The organism is Paucibacter sp. JuS9 (assembly GCF_044043925.2).
Classification (GTDB): domain Bacteria; phylum Pseudomonadota; class Gammaproteobacteria; order Burkholderiales; family Burkholderiaceae_C; genus JAUASW01.
On record NZ_CP194172.1, the window covers coordinates 360,701 to 381,421 of the forward strand.

The 20,721-nt window shown below is 60.6% G+C and carries 13 protein-coding genes and 1 tRNA gene; 10 read left to right on the plus strand and 4 right to left on the minus strand.

Features of this window, described 5'->3' with window-relative positions:
• Positions 1 to 45 precede the first annotated feature (45 nt).
• Positions 46 to 963 (minus strand): cysteine synthase A, encoded by a 918-nt coding sequence (gene cysK, locus ABT392_RS01550; RefSeq protein WP_395384291.1) that lies wholly within the window; start codon positions 961 to 963, stop codon positions 46 to 48.
• Between the two features lie 161 nt (positions 964 to 1,124).
• Here cysK and ABT392_RS01555 point away from each other — a divergent pair, with 161 nt between their 5' ends.
• Positions 1,125 to 4,193, plus strand: a complete 3,069-nt coding sequence (locus ABT392_RS01555; protein ID WP_395384290.1) for an alpha/beta hydrolase family protein — start codon at positions 1,125 to 1,127, stop codon at positions 4,191 to 4,193.
• Positions 4,194 to 4,262: 69 nt separating this feature from the next.
• Here the strand turns inward: ABT392_RS01555 and argJ are convergent, their stop codons facing one another.
• Both argJ and secA read right to left on the minus strand, forming a co-directional pair.
• Positions 4,263 to 5,492, minus strand: coding sequence for a bifunctional glutamate N-acetyltransferase/amino-acid acetyltransferase ArgJ (gene argJ, locus ABT392_RS01560; protein WP_334279016.1), 1,230 nt, complete (start codon positions 5,490 to 5,492; stop codon positions 4,263 to 4,265).
• Positions 5,493 to 5,601: 109 nt separating this feature from the next.
• Positions 5,602 to 8,340 carry a preprotein translocase subunit SecA gene (secA, locus tag ABT392_RS01565; protein ID WP_334279015.1) on the minus strand — a complete coding sequence of 913 codons (2,739 nt, stop codon included), beginning with the start codon at positions 8,338 to 8,340 and terminating at the stop codon, positions 5,602 to 5,604.
• Between the two features lie 232 nt (positions 8,341 to 8,572).
• On the opposite strand from secA, the gene ABT392_RS01570 reads away from it, so the two are divergent.
• On the plus strand, positions 8,573 to 8,893 hold the full coding sequence (locus ABT392_RS01570) for a hypothetical protein (protein WP_334279014.1): 321 nt from the start codon (positions 8,573 to 8,575) through the stop codon (positions 8,891 to 8,893).
• 71 nt (positions 8,894 to 8,964) lie between these two features.
• Here the strand turns inward: ABT392_RS01570 and ABT392_RS01575 are convergent.
• Positions 8,965 to 9,038 (minus strand) — tRNA-OTHER (locus ABT392_RS01575).
• Between the two features lie 61 nt (positions 9,039 to 9,099).
• Here ABT392_RS01575 and ABT392_RS01580 point away from each other — a divergent pair.
• From ABT392_RS01580 to ABT392_RS01615, 8 genes are all read left to right on the plus strand, one after another.
• Positions 9,100 to 10,191 carry a tyrosine-type recombinase/integrase gene (locus ABT392_RS01580; protein ID WP_395384289.1) on the plus strand — a complete coding sequence of 364 codons (1,092 nt, stop codon included), beginning with the start codon at positions 9,100 to 9,102 and terminating at the stop codon, positions 10,189 to 10,191.
• Between the two features lie 480 nt (positions 10,192 to 10,671).
• Entirely contained in the window at positions 10,672 to 13,467 is a 2,796-nt protein-coding gene (locus ABT392_RS01585) for a class I SAM-dependent DNA methyltransferase (protein ID WP_395384288.1), read from the plus strand.
• Positions 13,464 to 15,584, plus strand: coding sequence for a DEAD/DEAH box helicase (locus tag ABT392_RS01590; RefSeq protein WP_395384287.1), 2,121 nt, complete (start codon positions 13,464 to 13,466; stop codon positions 15,582 to 15,584). The genes ABT392_RS01585 and ABT392_RS01590 overlap by 4 nt, the downstream gene beginning before the upstream one ends.
• Positions 15,577 to 16,773, plus strand: coding sequence for a GIY-YIG nuclease family protein (locus ABT392_RS01595; RefSeq protein WP_395384286.1), 1,197 nt, complete (start codon positions 15,577 to 15,579; stop codon positions 16,771 to 16,773). Before ABT392_RS01590 ends, ABT392_RS01595 begins: the two co-directional genes overlap by 8 nt.
• A gap of 28 nt (positions 16,774 to 16,801) precedes the next feature.
• Positions 16,802 to 17,230: a hypothetical protein gene (locus ABT392_RS01600; protein ID WP_395384285.1), complete on the plus strand. Its 429-nt coding sequence runs from the start codon at positions 16,802 to 16,804 to the stop codon at positions 17,228 to 17,230.
• Between the two features lie 10 nt (positions 17,231 to 17,240).
• Positions 17,241 to 18,647, plus strand: coding sequence for an HNH endonuclease (locus ABT392_RS01605; RefSeq protein ID WP_395384284.1), 1,407 nt, complete (start codon positions 17,241 to 17,243; stop codon positions 18,645 to 18,647).
• A gap of 44 nt (positions 18,648 to 18,691) precedes the next feature.
• Positions 18,692 to 19,492, plus strand: a complete 801-nt coding sequence (locus ABT392_RS01610; protein WP_464970886.1) for an endonuclease NucS domain-containing protein — start codon at positions 18,692 to 18,694, stop codon at positions 19,490 to 19,492.
• Between the two features lie 286 nt (positions 19,493 to 19,778).
• The gene (locus tag ABT392_RS01615; RefSeq protein ID WP_395384282.1) at positions 19,779 to 20,702 is read left to right on the plus strand and encodes a DNA-processing protein DprA; all 924 of its coding nucleotides are present in this window, start codon (positions 19,779 to 19,781) and stop codon (positions 20,700 to 20,702) included.
• The last annotated feature ends 19 nt before the right edge of the window (positions 20,703 to 20,721 follow it).

Sequence of the window (20,721 nt, forward strand, 5' to 3'; positions counted from 1 at the left end):
ATAGAGCAGCCGGGAAACGGTAGGCCGTTCACCGGGCGCCCCATCTCAGCTCGGCAGAAAGCCTTCGACGGAGAGATAGCGCTCGCCGGTGTCGTAGTTGAAACCCAGCACCCGGCTGCCAGCAGGCAGCTCGGGCAGCTTCCTGGCGATGGCCGCCAGGGTGGCTCCGCTGGAGATGCCGACCAACAGGCCTTCTTCGCGGGCGCTGCGGCGCGCGAACTCGCGGGCTTCTTCGGCCTCGACCTGGATCACGCCGTCCAGCAGGTCGGTTTGCAGATTGGCTGGAATGAAACCGGCGCCAATGCCCTGGATCGGATGCGGACTCGGTGCGCCGCCGCTGATGACGGGCGACGCGCTGGGCTCCACCGCGTAGACCTTCAGGTTCGGCCAGGCCTTTTTCAGCACCTGCGCCGTGCCGCTGATATGGCCGCCAGTGCCGACGCCGGTGATCAGCGCGTCCAGGCCTTCGGGGAAGTCGGCCAGGATTTCCTGCGCCGTCGTGGCCACATGCACTGCGATATTGGCCGGGTTCTCGAACTGCTGCGGAATCCAGGCGCCGGGTGTTTCAGCGGCGAGTTCCTGGGCGCGGGCGATGGCGCCCTTCATGCCTTTTTCGCGCGGCGTCAGGTCGAAGCTGGCGCCGTAGGCCAGCATCAGGCGGCGTCGCTCGATCGACATGCTGTCGGGCATCACCAGCACCAGCTTGTAGCCCTTGACCGCGGCCACCATGGCCAGGCCCACGCCGGTGTTGCCGGAGGTGGGCTCGATGATGGTGCCGCCGGGCTGGAGGCGGCCGTCCGCCTCGGCCGCTTCGACCATGGCCAGCGCGATGCGGTCCTTGATCGAGCCGCCCGGATTGCTGCGCTCGGACTTGATCCAGACCTCGCTGTTGTCGCCAAACAGGCGGTTGATGCGGATGTGCGGCGTGTTGCCGATGGTGGCGAGGACGTTGTTGGCTTTCATGGCCGGCGATGCTAGCTGCTCGGCGTGCGTGGCGACAAAGAACCATCCGTCATGAGGTCATGAAAAATGCTGCTGATCGCCCCGGAGCAATGGTTCTTTGCACAGTGCTTGCTATAAAGGTCGCTTCGCCCGTCTTGCGAGCCTTGAGCTCCCCACCAGACATGAACAAACATTTCCGCCCCGGCCTGCTATTGGCCGCAGTGCTGCTTGTAGCAGGCACTGCCTGGGCTGCCACCGAACCCACGCCGCTCTCGGCCAAGAAGCCGATCACGCATGATGTCTATGCCGGTTGGCGCAGCGTGCAGGGCACGGCCCTGACAGCAGATGGCCGCTTCGCTGCCTATGCACTCGTGGGCCAGGAAAGCGATGGCGAGGTCGTCGTCCGTCAGCTGTCTGACGGCCGCGAATGGCGTTCGACGCGCGGCTCCAGCGGCGCCAGCGCGCCCCCGGCATTTGGCGAAGCCCCGGCTCGTGCCAACCTGCCGCTGTTGGCGTTCAGCGCCGATGGCCGCTATCTGGCCTTCACCATCCATCCGAGCCGTGCCGAGCAGGACAAGGCCAAGAAGGAGAAGAAGCGCGGCGACGACGCTCCCAGGCCATCGCTTGGCATCATGGACGTGGCGACCGGCAAGGTCGAGGTCATTGAGCGCGTCAAGCGCTTCGCCTGGCCGGAAGAGGGCGGCGCCTACCTGGCCGTGCAGCTCGAGGCACCTGTCGCCAAGAAGGATGGCGCCGCGGCTGCTGCGGCTGCAAAGTCCGACTTCGACTTCAGCTACGGCGCAGACGACCAGGCCGCACCTGGTGCGGCTGCCGCTGGTGCTGCACGCAAGAAGGACGCTGGTACCGAGCTGCTGCTGATCGATGTGGCTGCGGCCAAGCGCACCAGCTACAAGGACGTGGCCGATTTCGCCTGGCCGCGCAGCGGCAGCTTGCTGGCCTACACGGTCTCGGTCAAGGATGCTGCACCCGCAGCGGGTGCCCGTGCGGCGAGTGCTGCCAGCGGCGCCAGTGCGCCGGCCGAAGCGGCCAAGGCAGCTGAAGCTTTGCGCGAAGGCGTCTATGTGGTGAACCCGGCCGAGCCGGTGGCGAACGCGCTGATCACCGGCGCCGGCAGCTACAAGCAATTGCAGTTCGACCGCGCGGGCACGCAGCTCGCCTTCATCAGCAACCGCGATGCCTTGGCCGAGCAGGCTGCAGCGAAGAAGGCGGCAAAGAAGGATGACAAGACGCCTGAAGTGCCGGCCGCCTATCAAGTGTTCTTCTGGCGCGCCAAGGACGCAGCCGCGCAAGTGCTGGTCAATGCCAGCACCACCGGCATGCCGGCAGGCTGGGGCCCCAGCGAGCATGCATCCTTGAGCTTCAGCAAGGACGGCCAACGTCTGTTCCTCGGCACTGCCGAGCTGCCCAAGGCTGAGCCCAAGGACGCGCCCGAGCCGATGAAGGTCGACCTCTGGCACTACAAGGACCCCGAGCTGCAATCGGTCCAGAAGGTCCGGGCCGAGCGCGACAAGAACCGCAACTATCGCGCGGTGGTGCATCTGGGCGCCGCCACACCGAAGTTCGTGCAACTGGGCGGCGTTGAGCTGCCCAATGTGATGGTCAACGACAACGGCCGCTGGGCCCTGGGCACCAGCGAGCTGCAGTACCGCATGCTGCAGAGCTGGGACGCGCTCTATTTCGACGCTTACGCCATCGACCTTCAGACCGGCGACAAGCGCCAGTTCGCCACCAAGCTGCGCAATCAGCCGCGCCTCTCGCCGGGCGGTGACTACGCGCTGAGCTTCTCGCCCGCGCAGAAGACCTGGTTTGCCTACCGCATGGCCGACGGCAAGCAGCTCAACCTGACCGGCAAGATCAAGAGCCGCTTCGAGAACATCGAGCGCGATGTGGTCGAACCGGCCGATGCCTATGGCTTTGCAGGCTGGACCGAGAACGACGCGACCGTCGTCCTGTACGACCAGTTCGACCTGTGGGAAGTGACGCTGGCAAGCCAAGCGGCCCGCAACATCACCAACGGCTTCGGCCGCAAGCACCAGCTGCAATTGCGCTATGTGCCGCTGGAAACCGAAGACCTGGAAAGCCGCCGCCTGCCGACGGACGGCCTGATGCTGTCGGCCGCGCATGAAGTGAACCGCTCGACCGGCTTCTACAAGCTGCCGGCCGCTGGTGGTGAGCCGGCCAAGCTGATCCACAGTGACAAGCTGATGAGCGGCCTGATCAAGGCCAAGAAGGCCGATGCCGTGCTGTTCACACAGCAGAGCTTTGTCGAGTTCCCGGACCTGTGGTCGGCCAAGCTGGACCTGGCTTCGCCGGTCAAGATCAGCAACGCGAACCCGCAGCAGTCGCAGTACATCTGGGGCACGCAGGAGCTGATCGAGTTCACTGCGGCTGACGGCAAGAAGCTGCGCGCGCTGGTTGCGAAGCCGGAAAACTTCGACCCCAAGAAGAAGTACCCGATGATGGTCTACATCTACGAAAAGATGACGGACAACCTGAACCGCTACGTGCCGCCGGCACCGGCTCAGAACATCAACGTGAGCCGCTATGTCAGCAATGGCTACATCGTGCTGCGTCCGGACATCGTCTACACCATCGGCTACCCAGGCCGCAGCGCTGCCAACTCGGTGCTGCCGGCGGTGAAGCACATGGTCAAGGCCGGCTATGTGGATGAGAAGCGCGTTGGCATCCAGGGTCACAGCTGGGGCGCTTACCAGATCAGCTACCTGATCACGCGCAGCAATGCCTTTGCCGCGGCTGAGGCCGGCGCCTCGATGGCCAATATGGTCAGCGGCTACGGCGGCATCCGCTGGGGCGCTGGAGTGAGCCGTGCGTTCCAGTACGAGCAGCAGCAGAGCCGCATCGGTGGCGCGCCGTGGAACGCGACCGACAAGTACATCGAGAACTCGCCGATCTTCAAGATCGACAAGGTGCAGACGCCGTTCCTGACGATCCATAACGACGACGACGACGCCGTGCCCTGGTACCAGGCCATCGAGTTCTTTACCGCGCTGCGCCGCCTGGGCAAGGAAGCCTACTGGTTCAACTACAACGGCGAAAAGCACGGCCTGCGCGAGCGCGACAACATGAAGCACTTCACCGTGCACATGGGCGAGTTCTTCGACCACTACCTCAAGGGCGCGCCGCGTCCGGAGTGGATGGACAAGCCGGTGCCGTATCTCGAGAGGGGCAAGCGGGATGTGATGCCGCTGTTCAAGCCGGCGGCACGTTGATCGGGCAGGCCCCATGAGAAAGGCCGGTGCTGCAAAGCACCGGCCTTTTGTCTATTTGGGGTCAGGAAATCAGGACCGGTAGTCCGCGTTGATCGTCACGTACTCGTGGCTCAGGTCGCAGGTCCAGACGGTGGCCTGCGCCGGGCCGCGATGCAGGCCCACGCGGATCGTGATCTCGCTTTGCTTCATCACGCGCTGGCCGTCTTCCTCGCGGTAGTCGGGGTGGCGGCCACCGGCGCGCACCACGTGCACGTCGTCGAGGTAGAGCTCGATCAGCGTCTGGTCCAGGTCGGCGATGCCGGCATAGCCTACGGCGGCCAGGATACGGCCGAGGTTCGGGTCGCTGGCGAAGAACGCCGTCTTCACGAGGGGTGAGTGGGCGATGGCATACGCTGCCAATTGGCATTCGGCCTCGTCACGGCCACCCTCGATCTGGATCGTGATGAACTTGGTCGCGCCTTCGCCATCGCGCACGATGGCTTGCGCCAGCTGCTGCGAAACAGCGATCACCGCATCACGCAAGACCTGGCCCTCGGGCGAGCTCAGGGACTCGATGCGCGGATGCTTGGCCTTGTTGGTGGCGATCAAGAGGAATGAATCGTTGGTCGACGTGTCGCCGTCGATCGTGATGCGGTTGAACGAGGCATCTGCCGCGTCGCGCACCAGGCCTTGCAGCAGGTCGGGATTGATGTTCGCGTCGGTCGCGACGAAGCCGAGCATCGTCGCCATGTTCGGGCGGATCATGCCGGCGCCCTTGCTGATGCCGGTGATGCTGACCGTCTGGCCGCCGATCTGCACCTGGCGCGAGGCAGCCTTGGGCAGCGTGTCTGTTGTCATGATGCCGGCGGCAGCTTCGTCCCAGGCGTCGGGGCGCAGCGCGGCCAGGGCGGCCGGGATGCCAGCGACGATGCGGTCCACCGGCAGCGTTTCCATGATCACGCCGGTGGAGAAGGGCAGGATCTGCTGCGGCTGCACGCCCATGGCCTCAGCCAGTGCGGTGCAGGTGAGGCGGGCGCGAGCCAGGCCGTCGGCGCCGGTGCCGGCATTGGCGTTGCCGGTGTTGATCAGTACGGCGCGGATGCCGGTGCCGGCGTCCAGGTGCTCGCGGCAGACCTGCACCGGCGCAGCGCAGAAGCGGTTCTTGGTGAACACACCGGCCACGGCCGAACCCGCGTCCAGCGCGATTACCGAGAGGTCGCGGCGATTGGCCTTGCGCACGCCGGCCATGGTGATGCCCAGGCGGACGCCGGGAACAGGATGCAGGCTGGCGGGATCGGGAGCGCTGAGATTGACGGGCATGACGTTCGCACATGAGTGCGCATGAGAGGGTGTGGCGCGAATTGTAGGCAGGCCACAAGACAAAGGGGCTTCCGATGGAAGCCCCTTTTGGGTCTTGCTATTCAGTCGCTCAGGACAGCTTGCCGTGGCAAGCCTTGAACTTCTTGCCGCTGCCGCAAGGGCAGGGATCGTTGCGACCCACGCCCATCATCTGCTCAGGCGCAAGTTCCTTGTCTTCCGACACCGAGCCATCTTCATTCGGATGCGTGTAGGTGACGTTGCTGACATTCTCGGCCTGCTGCTCCAGCGCGGCGGCGGCCAGGGCGGCTTCGTCCTTGCTCTGGATGCGCACATTCATCAGCGTGCGCGTCACTTCCAGCTTCACCACGTCCAGCATCTGCGAGAACAGCTCGAAGGCTTCACGCTTGTATTCCTGCTTCGGGTTCTTCTGCGCATAGCCGCGCAGATGGATGCCCTGGCGCAGGTAGTCGAGCGAGGCCAGGTGCTCGCGCCAGTGCTGGTCGATGTTTTGCAGCAGCACCATGCGCATGAAGGGCGTGAACTGCTCGGCGCCGACCTGGTCGAGCTTGACCTGGAAGGCAGCGTCGGCAGCCTTCACCACCAGCTCGAGGATCTCGTCATCGGTGATGGAGTCACTCTTCTCGACGGCGGCCAGCAGGCCCACGTCCAGCTGCCATTCGTCGTGCAGCACACGCTCCAGCGCGGGCAGGTCCCACTGCTCTTCCAGGCTCTCGGCCGGCACGAAGGTACGCACCACGTCTTCCAGCGCGCTGGCGCGCAGGTTGGCGATCTGGGCAATCAGGGTCTGCGCCTCGAGGATGTCGTTGCGCTGCTGATAGATGACCTTGCGCTGGTCGTTCGAGACGTCGTCGTACTCGAGCAGCTGCTTGCGGACGTCGAAGTTGCGGGCCTCGACCTTGCGCTGGGCGCTCTCGATCGAGCGGGTCACGATGCCGGCCTCGATGGCTTCGCCCTCGGGCATCTTCAGGCGGTCCATGATGGCTCGCACGCGGTCACCCGCGAAGATGCGCATCAGCTGGTCGTCCAGCGACAGATAGAAGCGCGAGGAGCCCGGGTCGCCCTGGCGGCCCGAACGGCCGCGCAGCTGGTTGTCGATGCGGCGGCTTTCATGGCGCTCGGTGGCGATGATGCGCAGGCCACCCTCGGCCTTGACCTTGTCGTGCAGGCCCTGCCATTCGTCCTTCAGCTGCTGGATGCGTGCGGCCTTGTCGGCCTCGGCAATCGCTTCGTCGGCCTCGATGAACTGCACCTGCTTCTCGACATTGCCACCCAGCACGATGTCGGTACCGCGACCGGCCATGTTGGTCGCAATGGTGATCACGCCGGGGCGGCCGGCCTGGGCCACGATCTCTGCTTCCTTGGCGTGCTGCTTGGCGTTCAGCACTGCATGCGGCAGCTTGGCTTGCTGCAGCAGGGCCGAGATCAGCTCGGAGTTCTCGATCGAGGTGGTGCCGACCAGCACCGGCTGGCCGCGCTCATGGCAGTCACGGATGTCGGCAATGACCGCCTGGAACTTTTCCTGCGAAGTCTTGTAGACCAGATCCAGCTCGTCCTTGCGGATGGTGGGGCGGTTCGGCGGGATGACCACGGTCTCCAGGCCGTAAATTTCCTGGAACTCATAAGCCTCGGTGTCGGCCGTGCCGGTCATGCCCGAGAGCTTGCCGTACATGCGGAAGTAGTTCTGGAAAGTGATCGAGGCCAGGGTCTGGTTCTCGCTCTGGATCTGCACGCCTTCCTTGGCCTCGACGGCCTGGTGCAGGCCATCGCTCCAGCGCCGGCCCGTCATCAGGCGGCCGGTGAATTCGTCGACGATCACGACCTCGTCGTTCTGCACCACGTAGTGCTGGTCCTTGTGGAACACGTGGTGGGCGCGCAGCGATGCATACAGGTGATGCATCAGCGTGATGTTGGCAGCGTCGTAGAGCGACGCGCCCTCGGCCAGCAGGCCGGCCTGGCTGAGGAACTTCTCGGCGTTCTCGTGGCCGTCTTCGGTCAGGTAGATCTGGTGCGACTTCTCGTCCACCGTGAAGTCGCCAGGGACCTCGACGCCTTCGCCGGTGCGCAGGTCGAGTTCGCCGATCTGCTTTTTCAGCAGCGGTGCCACCTGGTTGATCGCGAGGTAGACGTCCGTCTGGTCTTCGGCCTGGCCGGAGATGATCAGCGGCGTGCGGGCTTCGTCGATCAGGATCGAGTCCACTTCGTCGACGATCGCGTAGTTCAGCTTGCGCTGCACCCGGTCCGCCACCTCGTAGACCATGTTGTCGCGCAGGTAGTCGAAGCCGTATTCGTTGTTGGTGCCATAGGTCACGTCGGCGGCGTAGGCGGCCTGCTTTTCTTCGCGCGGCATCTGCGGCAGGTTGATACCCACCGTCAGTCCGAGGAAGTTGTAGAGCTTGGCCATCCACTCGGCGTCGCGGCGAGCCAGGTAGTCGTTGACGGTCACCACATGCACGCCCTTGCCGGCCAGTGCATTCAGGTAGACCGGCAGCGTGGCCATCAGCGTCTTGCCTTCGCCGGTGCGCATTTCGGCGACCTTGCCACTGTTCAGCACCATGCCGCCGATCAGCTGCACGTCGAAGTGGCGCATCTTCAGAGCGCGCTTGGAGCCTTCGCGGCAGACCGCAAAAGCCTCCGGCAGGATGGCGTCCAGCGTTTCGCCGGCGGCCACACGCTGCTTGAACTCTTCGGTCTTGGCCTTCAGTGCCGCGTCGTCGAGCTTTTCGAACTGGGGCTCCAGCGCATTGATCTGCTGGACGATGCGGCGGTAGCCTTTGAGCAGTCGCTCATTGCGGCTACCGAAAATCTGGGTAAGAAGCTTGGGCAACATGCGGCTTGAACAATGACTTGTTGGTCTGTGGCGCGGGCTTTTGACCTGCGTGCTGGGCGCCCGGGTCTGGCCGCGTGGCGAACGATGTAATTTTTGGGAGACGGCCTAGCTGGGGGCGGCGCGCGGCAACGCAAGAGTGCGTCGGCCGCCGGCCAGAGTCAGGCTGCAGAAAAACCCGCCGAGTTTAGCATCGCGCCCGACTACCCCTTGAGCCGCCCACTACACTGCGCGCATGGCCCAGCCCCGTTCCCCAGTCACGCCCGCGCCGCTGGGCATCCAGCAGGCGCTGGAGCAGCACAGCGGCCTGGCCAGGCTGGGTCTGCTCCTGCAGGAATCGAACCGCCGCATGGCCATCGTCAAGCCGGCCTTGCCCGGCGCCCTGACCCGTTTCGTGCAGCCCGGACCGGTCGACGAGGAAGGCTGGACGCTCCTGGCCGCCAATGCAGCCGTGGCCGCCAAGCTGCGCCATCTGCAGCCGAGGCTGGAGGAACTGATCCGCGAGCAGGGCCTGCGGCCGGCGCTGGTGCGCATCAAGGTGCTGCAGCAGCGCTGAATCATGAAGGGCTCTGGCGAAGAGGCAAAAAAATCGCCCCGCGTCTGTGGGACGGGGGCGATTTGCATTCTTGGTGCCGGCTATCGGATTCGAACTGATGACCTACCGCTTACAAGGCCGTCAATAGTTGGCCTGCAAGCCGCGCAAACATTAGCTGCGCGGAAGGTGACAGCATTATTTGGTGCAGCATTGGTACAGTTTGGGTCATGGCAGTCATTGAAAACCGCGGCCCACTTCAGTGGCGGGCACTAATTAGGAGGAAGGGCTTCCCGTCCTTCTCCCGCACCTTCGAACGGCAGCGCGATGCTCAAGGGTGGGCGACGGATGTCGAAGCCGCTATTGGCCGACGCGACCTGGCTGAGCTCCGCCGTCTGACTAATATTGGAGAGGCCGACTTAAGCACTGTCGCAGACCTTGTCGACAAGTTCCTGACGGACATAGTCACTCAGCCGGGCCGGCGGGCTGGTCAGGTCGCCTCCGAGAAGCCCCGCCTTGCTCGCATTCGTGCGGCGCTCGGGAAACTGACTCTGGAGATGCTCTCGCAGCAGGACGTGGCCGGTTGGCGCGACAAGCGCCTGAAAGAGGCTGAACCCCAAACCGTTCGACACGACATGAACCAGTTGTCCGTTGTGTTGAACACCGCGATCAGCGAGTGGGGCGTCCAGACTGTCAATGTCGTCCGAGATGTAAAGAAGCCGACCTTGCCAACGGGTCGGGACCGAAGGACCTCTCAAGCAGAGATTGACTTGCTTCTTGCCGAAGCTGACTACATCCCTCCAGAGGGCGGTCGCCCAACAAACCGCGGGATGAAGCCCATCATCCTGCTGGCTGTCGAGACGTCCATGAGGCTTGGCGAACTCTTGGGCTTGGAGTGGCGGCACATCGACCTTGAGCGGCAGACAGCGCATCTTCCGAAGACGAAAAATGGAGAGTCCAGAACTGTCGCGCTCAGCAGCACGGCAGTGGAAGCACTCAAGACCATGCAGTCAGAGCCGCGTGCTGACGGTCGGGTCTTCGATTGGGCCCGCGCAGACAGCTTCACCGGGCGGTTTAGTGGCCTGGTCAGTCGGGCCCGTACTAAATATGAGGCCAAGTGCAAGGCCAGCGGTAAAACACCCAATGCCCGGTTCTTGGTCGACATCCGATTCCACGACCTTCGACACGAAGCAACGTCAAGGCTCTTTGAGAAGGGCCTCAATGTCATGGAGGTTGCATCTATGACCGGACACAAGTCCATGCAGATGTTAAAGCGGTACACCCACGTCGAGGCCGAAAAGGTCGCCGCAAAGCTGGGATAGGTTCCGCCCGAATTGCCGATCCCGACCAGGTTTCAAGCCGCCAGGAATGGCCTGGAGAGGTCGCTTGAAGCGACCAACCAAAGCGCCGTCAGTCCGACGTGTAATGAGTTCATTGCATTTCGCACTGAAGTCATTACCGGCTCATTGGGGCGCTACCGTGTTGGATCGACCGAATGCATCCTGATTCGGAGGGTGGCAACGAGAGCCTGGCACAAATGGCCATGGGCCTGCCCAGGGCAGCGCGCACGTCTGCGTTACATTGAACTCGCCAACATTTTGGACGGGTCTATGGATAGGAAGACGGAGACTCTTAACCTGCGAGTGAGCCCTGAGCTGTAGGAGTTGGTGCGAGCCGCTGCTGCTCAAGACCATCGAACCATCGCCAACTTGATCGAAGTGCTCGTTCGCGAGCATTGCAGTCGCGTTGGGATAGTGGCTAAACATCACGCAGCAAAGCGGCCGACGAGCCGCTAATCACACATGAACGCAGTAGAAATCGAACAGGCCATCTCGGACCTGGCCGTTCAGCCCTTTAACGCGGCTGAGTTCCCATATTCATTCCTCGCCGCCTTTGGCCATAAGGACACGGCGCTCAAGCGTCTGCGGACCGGCAACAACAACGCTTCGGACCTTCCCGGTGGTGTGCTGCTGCGCAACAACATCCACATCGCCACTTGCGAAGCAGGGAACGTAAGCGAAACCTTTACGGCGCTACTGGCAAGCCCGGCGACGCTGAAGGGAAAGGCCAAGTTCGTTCTCGCCACTGATGGCCAGACCTTGGAGTCTCAGGAATTAGTCAGCGGTGAAACTGTTACCTGCAGCTACGAGGACTTCCCGAATCACTTCGGTTTCCTGCTGCCCTTGGCCGGCATCTCAACCGTCAAGGAGATCAAGGACAACCCCATCGACGTCCGCGCTACTGGGCGGCTGAACAAGCTTTACGTCGAACTGCTCCGCGAGAACCCTGCTTGGGCCAAAGAAGACCGACGCAGTGACATGAACCACTTCATGGCGCGACTTGTGTTCTGCTTCTTTGCCGAGGACACCGACATCTTCTACGGCGACGGGCTGTTTACCCAGACTGTGGATCAGATGAGCGAGAAGGACGGCAGCAACACCCACGAAGTGCTGGGCGAGATCTTTCGAGCCATGAACATCAAGGTGGCCGACCGAGCAGCGGCGCTGCCGCGCATGCCAAGCTGGGCTAACGGCTTCCCTTACGTCAACGGGGGCCTCTTCTCTGGCAGTACCGATGTGCCGCGGTTTACTCGTATGGCCCGTACGTATTTGCTGCATGCAGGCAGCCTGCATTGGCGAGAAATCAATCCCGATATTTTCGGGAGCATGATCCAGGCCGTAGCTGACGATGAGGAGCGCGGCGCTCTTGGCATGCACTACACGAGCGTGCCAAACATCCTGAAGGTCTTAAACCCGCTATTCCTGGACGATCTGCGCTCGGCACTAGCCGATGCTGGCGACAACGAGCGAAAGCTCTTGAACCTGCGCAAGCGCATGGCGCGTATCCGCGTGTTCGACCCAGCATGTGGCTCGGGCAACTTCTTAGTCATCGCCTACAAGCAGATGCGAGAGATTGAAGCCGAGATCAACCGCCGCAGGGGTGAGCAGCATTTAGGTAGTGAGATTCCGCTGACAAATTTCCGCGGCATCGAGCTGCGTGACTTTCCAGCCGAAATCGCGCGGCTTGCGCTAATCATTGCCGAGTTTCAGTGCGACGTTTTGTACCGAGGGCAGAAGGATGCACTGGCGGAGTTTCTTCCGCTGGACACCCAAAACTGGATAGTGTGCGGAAACGCTTTGCGACTGGACTGGATGAGCATCTGTCCCCCGACGGGAACCAGCGTGAGAGTCGTCGGTGACGATCTGTTTGCCACACCACTTGACCAGGCGCAGATCGATTTCGAGAATGAAGGTGGGGAAACCTACATTTGCGGGAACCCGCCTTACGTCGGTGCTCGAGGTCAGGACAAAGGCCAGAAGGCCGACTTGGCTGCAGCAGCATCGGACTGCATTGACGGCTATCGCGCGCTCGATTTTGTTGCGGGATGGCTGGTCATGGCAGGGAAATATCTCGGCCACGTGAGCGCCGACTTTGCTTTCGTCACCACTAACTCAATTTGCCAAGGGCAGCAGGTCGAACTGCTATGGCCCTGGCTGCTTGGGAGAGGACTACGAATCAAGTTCGCCTGGACGAGCTTCAAGTGGGCGAATCTTGCTGCGCACAATGCGGGCGTGACAGTCGTCGTCGTTGGCATCACGTCCGGAAGCTCAGGTGCTGCGAAAGTCTTCGAATCCATTGGCGAGTCAGAGACCGCGCGCGATGTCCAGAACATCAACGCCTACCTCGTGCCCGGCAAGGACGTCATCGTCTCCGCACGGTCCCGGGGTCTTTGTGTCGAATGGGCCATGGATAGGGGAAGCGCGCCGACCGACGATGGTGCATATCTTTTCGATTCCGCTGTGCGACATCGAGCCGTGAGCGAGGAGCCTCTTCTCGACGGCGCGATCTATCGGGCGTACGGTGCTAACGAGTTCACAAAGGGAATTGTCCGCTGGGCCCTCAAGCCGGATGAATTGCCGCAAAACCAGCAGGATTTCAGTCCATTCGTTTCAAGCAAGTTGGCTGCGGTTCGGGCATCCAGGTCACAGAGCCCGAAGGAGGCAACTAGGAACGCGGCCCATTCGCCTGGGAGATACACGGAAGACCGATTCATGAGGGATCGAGTCATCTTCGTCCCCCAGCTGATTTCCGAGACAAGGGCGTATTACACACCGGGCTTACTGCCGGAATTGAGCTTGGTCCTAGCTCCTCATTTCCAGTTGAGCGCAGACAGCCTGGTCCCGCTCGCACTGCTGGCTTCCAGGATGCATCTGATCTGGATCGCCACCGTCTGTGGGAAATTGGAAACTCGCTATCGCTACTCCAACACGCTCGGTTGGAACACCTTCCCGGTGCCGTTGCTTACTGCGCAGAACAAGGCCGACCTGACTCGCTGCGCCGAAGACATTCTCCTAGCCAGAGAAGCGCATTTTCCCGCCACCATCGCCGACCTCTATGACCCGGAAGACATGCCGGACAACCTGCGCCATGCACACGAACGCAACGACGAAGTGCTGGAGCGCATCTATGTCGGTCGCCGTTTCAAAAACGATACCGAACGTTTGGAAAAGCTATTTGATCTGTACACCAAAATGACAGCCGCAGACAAGGCCAAACCTGCCGGAAAGGCAGCCAAAGGGAGGAAGGCAGCAGCATGAACAATCAAGCTTCAAACCCGACCAACGCCTACACGGTGCCGTCGGTGTCTATTGCCACTGCGCGAACCGGCGTGTCCAGCAGGGCCAACGAACTGGGCATGCGTGTCATGCAGGAGCGTGCCTACGCCAAGCGGGGCGAGCAGTACCTGCTCATCAAATCGCCTCCGGCATCGGGCAAGTCACGCGCACTCATGTTCATTGCGCTCGACAAGCTGCACAACCAGGGTCTCAAGCAGTCCATCGTTGTTGTGCCCGAGCGATCAATTGGCAGCAGCTTTGCCGACGAAGCGTTGACTCGGTTCGGCTTCTACTGGGATTGGCAGGTGGCGCCTCAATGGAACCTGTGCAACGCACCTGGGGCCGACGAGCCACGAGTGGCCAAGTCCAAAGTCGATGCGGTGCGCCAGTTCCTGGCCAGCACTGACAAGGTACTGGTTTGCACTCACGCTACCTTTCGCTTCGCGGTGGAGGAACTTGGTATCCAGGCCTTCGACGACCGGCTGATCGCCATCGATGAATTCCACCACGTCTCCAGCAATCCTGACAACGTGTTGGGAAGCCAGTTGGGAGCGTTCATCGCCCGCGACAAGGTGCACCTGGTGGCAATGACGGGCTCGTACTTCCGTGGCGATAGTGAAGCCGTACTTGGCCCTGCAGACGAATCGAAGTTCGAAACCGTCACCTACACGTACTACGAGCAACTGAACGGCTACCAGTGGCTTAAGTCCCTGGACATTGGGTACTTCTTCTACACAGGCGCCTACGTCGACGCCGTCACCAAAGTGTTGGACCCGGCGCTGAAGACCATTGTTCACATTCCCAACGTGAACGCGCGAGAAAGCTTGAAAGACAAGCAGCGCGAGGTCGATGAAATCATGCACGGCCTTGGCGAATGGAAGGGCATTGACTCGACCACCGGATTTCATTTGGTGGAAGCGAAGGACGGCCGCACTTTGAAAGTTGCCGACTTGGTGGATGACAGCGATCAAGGCCAGCGCTCTCGCGTTTTGACTGCCCTGAAGGACCCTACACACAAGGACGACCGTGACCATATCGACGTCATCATCGCCTTGGGCATGGCAAAAGAAGGTTTCGATTGGATTTGGTGCGAGCACGCACTGACGATTGGCTATCGAAGCAGCCTGACCGAAATTGTTCAGATCATTGGCCGTGCCACGCGCGACGCAAAGGGCAAAGAACGCTCGCGGTTCACCAACCTGATCGCCGAGCCCACAGCGGACCAATCGGCTGTCGCTGAGGCGGTGAACGACATGCTGAAGGCAATTTCAGCCAGTCTGTTGATGGAGCAGGTGCTTGCACCGAGATACGAGTTCACGCCAAAGAACGCCGGCCCGCAGGATGGATTCAACTATGGCGAGGATGGCTACAAGGTAGATGGCCCGAACATTGGGGTCAACAAAGATACCGGCCAAATCCATCTGGAAATCAACGGCTTGACGAAGCCAGAAACTCCCGAAGCCAACCGCATCTGCAGGGAAGATCTGAATGAAGTGGTGACTAGTTTCTTGCAGGACAAGACGGCGCTAGAGCGAGGCCTCTTCGACAAGGAGAACACTCTTCCCGAAGAGTTGACTCAGCTGCGCATGGGCAAGATCGTCCGTGAGCGCTATCCAGATCTAAGCGATGTCGACCAGGAGGCCATTCGCCAGCACGCCATTGCTGCCATGAATGTTACGCAGCAGGCCAAACTTGCATTGGCTGAAGCAGACGCCGCAGACGACAGCCATGCACAGGGCAACACGGCACTGCTGGATGGCGTGCGCAAGTTCGTCAATGTGAGAGATCTGGACATCGACCTCATTGACCGAATCAATCCCTTCGACGCCGCCTACGCGGTGCTGGCAAAGGCAATGGACGAAAAGTCACTGCGCCAAGTGCAGATTGCTATCGCTGCAAAAAAGATTGCTATCCCAGAAGACGAGGCCCGCGAACTTTCCAAGCGCGCGCTGCACTTTAAGAACGAGCGGGGTCGCCTTCCAGACATTAACTCTGCGGACGCATGGGAGAAGCGAATGGCCGAGGGCGTAGCTGCATTCGCTAGGTACAGAGCCCGGGCAAAAGCAGCGCAAGGTCAGGAGGAGTCCGAGAATGGCTGATCTGGACGATGATGAACTACTGGATGCACTTGGTGTCGAAATCACACCGATCAAAGCTTCCAGTCGCACACCGCGGGACGAGCGCATCATCGCCGGCTTCGAAGACATCCTGCGCTTCCATCAAACACATGCTCGAGCGCCGCAGCACGGCGAAAGCCGCGACATCTTCGAGCGCTTGTATGCGGTCAGGCTGGATCAGCTGAGAAGGTTGCCAGAGGCACAGAGCCTATTGGCTGAGATGGACAAGCCTGGCCTGCTTAGTGGCTCGACTGGGCGAGCGACCAGTGTCGATGAATTGGACGAGGATGCATTGCTCGCCGAGCTCGGGGTCAATGAATCGTCAACGGCAGAAGATGACATCACAGTCCTGAAGCACGTTCGGTCGAGCGTAGAGAAGCGAGCGGCCGAGGAGATCGCGAACAGAACGCGGTGCGAGGATTTTGAACGGTTTAGTCATCTCTTCGCAGCAGTGCAGACGGATCTCAAGTCCGGTATTCGTCAAGCGCGCAGCTTCCAGGCGAAAGAGAAGGCGCTTGATGACATCGTCCAGGGTGCCTACTTCATCATTGGCGGCCAGATCGCTTTCATCGCTGATGTAGGTGACGAGTTCACAACTGAATACGGCCGCCGCGACAGCCGTCTTCGAGTGGTGTTCGACAACGGCACCGAGGCCAGCGTGCTGATGAGGTCGCTGCAGCGTTCGTTGCACCGAGATGACGCCGCTAGGGCGATCACTGATCCAGATGCTGGACCGCTCTTCAGCGCTCAAGCTGTAGAGGGCGATATCGAGAGCGGCACGATCTACGTGCTGCGCAGCAAGTCCATGCATCCGTATGTGGTCGAGCACAGAGACCTGATCCACAAGATAGGAGTGACTGGCGGGAGGGTCGAAGTGCGTATCGCTGGCGCCGACAAGGATGCGACCTATCTGTTGGCGGAGGTCGAGGTCGTTGCCACCTACAAGCTTCACAACTTGAACCGCATCAAGATGGAAGGCATCTTTCACAAGCTGTTTGGCTCGGCGCAGTTGGACCTGACAATCGAAGATCGATTTGGTCATCCTGTTAGACCGCGCGAATGGTTCTTGGTACCTCTGCAAGTCATCAATGAGGCTGTCCAGCGAATCGTGGATGGGTCCATCACAGACTATCAATACGAGCCCGACTTGGCTCGGTTGGTAAGACTGTAGAAGCAGGCTTGTGACTCGCAAACACACCATGCCGCCATTTCTCGAGGGCGTCTCAACGCCCGAGATATACGAGCGCTGGTTGAACCGCAAAGCTCTCGCACACGTCAAGCGAGATCGCGGCCGCGGCCATTCCAGCGAGACCGCGACCAGGGCGCTGTACAAGGAAGCAATCCATGCCGCGGTCGTCCTTTCAGGCGGTCGAGACGCGTACACCGGCGAGCTGCTGGATTGGCATCTCATTAGCACGTACGACAACGACGAGTCGAAGGCTGGTCGCCACCACTACAAGGCCCGATTTGCCATGCTGCCGTCGGTCGATCACATCGATGCCGGTTCGACAGAGGCGAGCTTCCGCATCTGCGCCTGGCGGACCAATGACTCCAAGAACGATCTCGGCATTGACGCCTTCGTGACGCTCTGCAGGCTTGTGGTCGCGCATGCGGAATTGAAGACATAGGAGACATGCATTGTCAGAAAAACAGTACTCGTTGGCATCCGACAAAGCGTATGCGGAGAAGCTGAAGGTGCTGAAGGCTGGTCAGCGCTGGTTTTCGTTCGATGTGCCGATGGCCGACGCGCGCAAAGGCGTTGCTTCGAGGTTCGGCATGACCTTGTGGAACTTCCATTGCATTGACGGCACGCGCGATTTCGAAAAGTGGGGAATCACCAAGGATCCGGTCACGGGAAGCTTTTGGTACCGAGTTCCGAAGTCGAGAAACGGAGTGACTTCCAACAACAGGAAGTCGCTTTGGGATGCCTTGCAGATTGCGGCAACGATGCCGCAGCCATTCCAGATGCAAGGCATCCTGAAGGACGGCAAAACGCATCTCTGCTCGCCAGACCATGTCTTCGATATAGCCGAGGTGCATATGCAGGCGGATGGCTCAAGACTATGGCTGAAGCTGAACCTGCATGGTCAAGAGGTTGGGACCGGTTTCAATGAAGAGCTGCTCCCGCCAATGCATGACATCCAAGGATCAGGATCGGCGACACCAACGAGGTCCAACGTCCTCCCAGATGAGCACTACATAGCGATACGCGATGCCGCGGTTCGTGTGTACCTCGAGGGAGGTGTCCGTGTAGACGAACTCCAAGCTCTGCACCACGACTATGGAATTAATACAGGGACGGCCAGTGCCATCTTCAACAATTTCAGATGCCTGATTGAGGGGGAAGGGTTCAAGACCCCGATGCGTTCGTTTGGGCTGCAACTCTTCGTGGATGCAATCGTTGCCATGCTTGGCGACGATGTAGTTCCAAAGGTGATTAAAGCCATCGAGGCCTACATCGGCTATGCAGAGACGAAGCTAAAGCAGGGCGCGCCAGGCTTTTATGAAATCCTCAGCGGACTCAAACAGGAGTTGGTGCAAGCGACACTGCTGAAGAAGATGACATTGGTTGCCGAGTCTGTGCCACATTCCAGTAGTGCCAATTCGACAGACTCGACCGAGCCACAACCGTCGGCAGCCGCTTCCGAAATACTGCGTGAAGTATGGGTTCGCGGGCCACAGCATGCCGCGTTTCGGCGAGCGCTCTTGCGCCGCTGGTCGGACAAGTGTTCAGTTCATGGCGTCGCATGCAACGATCAGCTGCGCGCTTCACATATCGTGGCCTGGAGTCTTGATGAGGCCATCCGTGGCGACGTAAACAACGGTCTACTACTGTCGGTGCCCTTGGACAACTTGTTCGACCGCGGACTGATCTCCTTCGACGACGACGGCGCAATTATTTGCTCACCACGACTGACTGCTGAGACTTGCACGCATTTCGGTGTGCGACCAAACTTGCGCCTTGCTTGGGACCATCTATCTAAGCGCGAGAAAGTGGCTCTTCGTGCAACCCTTTCCAGGCACCGAGAACGGCATGGGTTCTGAGCGGCAGTGCACCTGCATTCATTGTCAGCGATGACTAGAAATCTATGGCTCGAACAATCTACGACCGCCCAACCCGGGCCCTCCTGAAGGACATGATTGCTGACTTCGGTCTCCAGCCAGGCCAGGTCTTCACCACGACCCGTGCCATTCAGTGGTTCCAGGACAAGTACCCAAAGCTCAAGCCCGGCAGCATTCGCGCTCACCTGGTGCAGGCCGCTACTAACGACAAAAGTCGTGTGCACCATCCAGCGACGAACGAAACAGATGATCTGCTGTTCAAAGTTGCCTCTGGTCAGTTTCGACTCTACGAGGCTGGCAAAGACCCAGCACCGATTCGTGAGTTGATTGCAGGTGATGTTGCTCGCCAGGAGCAGACCGGAGCAGAAGAAGAGGACGACGCAAGCGAAGGCCCAGCTGAAGCGCAACCCGGTTCAACGCAGTTTGCGCTGGAACAGGACCTGCAGCGGTATCTGGCCGACAACCTGCACATCATCGAGCCCGGCCTGTCCCTGTTCGAAGACGAGGAAATTAAAGGGCTCGAGTACCCAGCCGGAGGTGGCCGACGGATCGACATTCTGGCTACCGATAAGGATGGCGGCTTTGTGGTTCTTGAGCTCAAGGTCGAGAAGGGCTACGACCGTGTGGTTGGCCAACTGCTGAGGTACATGAACTGGGTTCGTAAAGAGCTCGCTGACCCGGGTCAGCGAGTGCGGGGAATAATTGTGTGCAGGACGATGTCGGAGGATCTCCGTCTTGCGTGCGCAAGCATTCCGGATGTTGAACTTCTTGAGTACAGGCTGTCTGTCACCGTGGCTAAGGTTCCCACGCTTGAACTCAAGAGATAGTTGCGTAGTCAGGACAGCCGGCCTCGCAACCCCTCGCGATACAACAGGCTCCCGATGTCAATCCGGACGGTCAAATCGTCCTCCGCTAGTCGATCCTTGGCAAGGTCAATTCACGCCGCGACGCGGAATCGATCAACTGCAATCGAGGGGAGGGACCTCCTTCGGTGAGAAGCGTAGTCGTCGAGGTACTGACGATCGGTCATTCGCACAATTGAGCCGTGATGCTTGTTCGCAGAGAGAATCCGGCGATGTTTGTGTCATGCTTAGTTTTTCGGGAACACGACGCATGGGTGAGATGAAGGATCTGGAGTTGACTGTTGCCATCCTGGCGCTGATTCGCGCCGGGAAGGCAAGTCCTGCGGTGGCTGTCGACTTCCTTCGCAAGTTCTCCGAGAACGGTGCAGGCGAGTCGGGAGTGGACGCAGTACTTGCGGCCTTTGGGACATCTCAGCCGTCGGTCAATGCGTCACTTTCTTCTAGCCGACGCGACCTCGAAGGCGGGCTGGAAAAGGGTGTCATGCCGATTCCGCTCTGCTCCGACAGGTACCCGGCTTCGTTACGCCTAATTTCCGACCCGCCTCCGATTCTTTACGTGCGGGGCAAAGAGGATGCGCTCTCGCGGCTGCCGGGCGTAGCGGTTGTCGGCACGAGAAACGCTTCTCAGCATGGACTCACCATCGCGCAGCGCATCGCGAAGTATTTGTCTGACAACGATTGGGTTGTCGTGAGCGGCCTTGCGTTAGGCGTAGACGCGTCTGCGCATGAGGGCGCGCTGTTGGGTCGAACGCCTACGATTGCAGTGCTTGCACATGGACTTGAGCGAGCCAGTCCGCGGGCCAATGAACCACTTGCCATGCGCATTTTGGAGGCCGGCGGCCTCTGGGTTTCTGAGCATGCAGTCGGAGTCTCGGCGCGCCCCGAATACTTTGTCCATCGGAATCGCATTCAGGTAGGCCTGTCATCGGCCTCCGTAATAGTCGAAGGCGAATTGAAGAGCGGCTCCGCGACTCAGGCCGAGTACTGCATGCGATACAGGCGTGAGTTGTTCGCGGTGCTACCCGATTCTTCATCGCCAGTCAGTACGCAAAGCCAGTTGCCACGAATGTTGGTCAAGCAGCGCGGAGCGCATGCCATCGTGTCTCGCGAGTCTTATCCCGAGCTCTTGGACGCCGCCGCCAGGAAGCGATCGGAATTGCTCGGTACGCAATGACCGACAGTTGAGACGAGCT

Excerpts from the sequence above, each read along its gene's own strand:
- ABT392_RS01555 (WP_395384290.1), top strand. The coding sequence starts at position 1,125 with ATGAACAAACATTTCCGCCCCGGCCTGCTATTGGCCGCAGTGCTGCTT.
- secA (WP_334279015.1), bottom strand. The coding sequence starts at position 8,340 with ATGTTGCCCAAGCTTCTTACCCAGATTTTCGGTAGCCGCAATGAGCGA.
- ABT392_RS01615 (WP_395384282.1), top strand. The coding sequence starts at position 19,779 with ATGGGTGAGATGAAGGATCTGGAGTTGACTGTTGCCATCCTGGCGCTG.
- ABT392_RS01585 (WP_395384288.1), top strand. The coding sequence starts at position 10,672 with ATGAACGCAGTAGAAATCGAACAGGCCATCTCGGACCTGGCCGTTCAG.
- ABT392_RS01570 (WP_334279014.1), top strand. The coding sequence starts at position 8,573 with ATGGCCCAGCCCCGTTCCCCAGTCACGCCCGCGCCGCTGGGCATCCAG.
- ABT392_RS01600 (WP_395384285.1), top strand. The coding sequence starts at position 16,802 with ATGCCGCCATTTCTCGAGGGCGTCTCAACGCCCGAGATATACGAGCGC.
- argJ (WP_334279016.1), bottom strand. The coding sequence starts at position 5,492 with ATGCCCGTCAATCTCAGCGCTCCCGATCCCGCCAGCCTGCATCCTGTT.
- ABT392_RS01580 (WP_395384289.1), top strand. The coding sequence starts at position 9,100 with ATGGCAGTCATTGAAAACCGCGGCCCACTTCAGTGGCGGGCACTAATT.
- ABT392_RS01595 (WP_395384286.1), top strand. The coding sequence starts at position 15,577 with ATGGCTGATCTGGACGATGATGAACTACTGGATGCACTTGGTGTCGAA.
- ABT392_RS01610 (WP_464970886.1), top strand. The coding sequence starts at position 18,692 with ATGGCTCGAACAATCTACGACCGCCCAACCCGGGCCCTCCTGAAGGAC.
- cysK (WP_395384291.1), bottom strand. The coding sequence starts at position 963 with ATGAAAGCCAACAACGTCCTCGCCACCATCGGCAACACGCCGCACATC.
- ABT392_RS01590 (WP_395384287.1), top strand. The coding sequence starts at position 13,464 with ATGAACAATCAAGCTTCAAACCCGACCAACGCCTACACGGTGCCGTCG.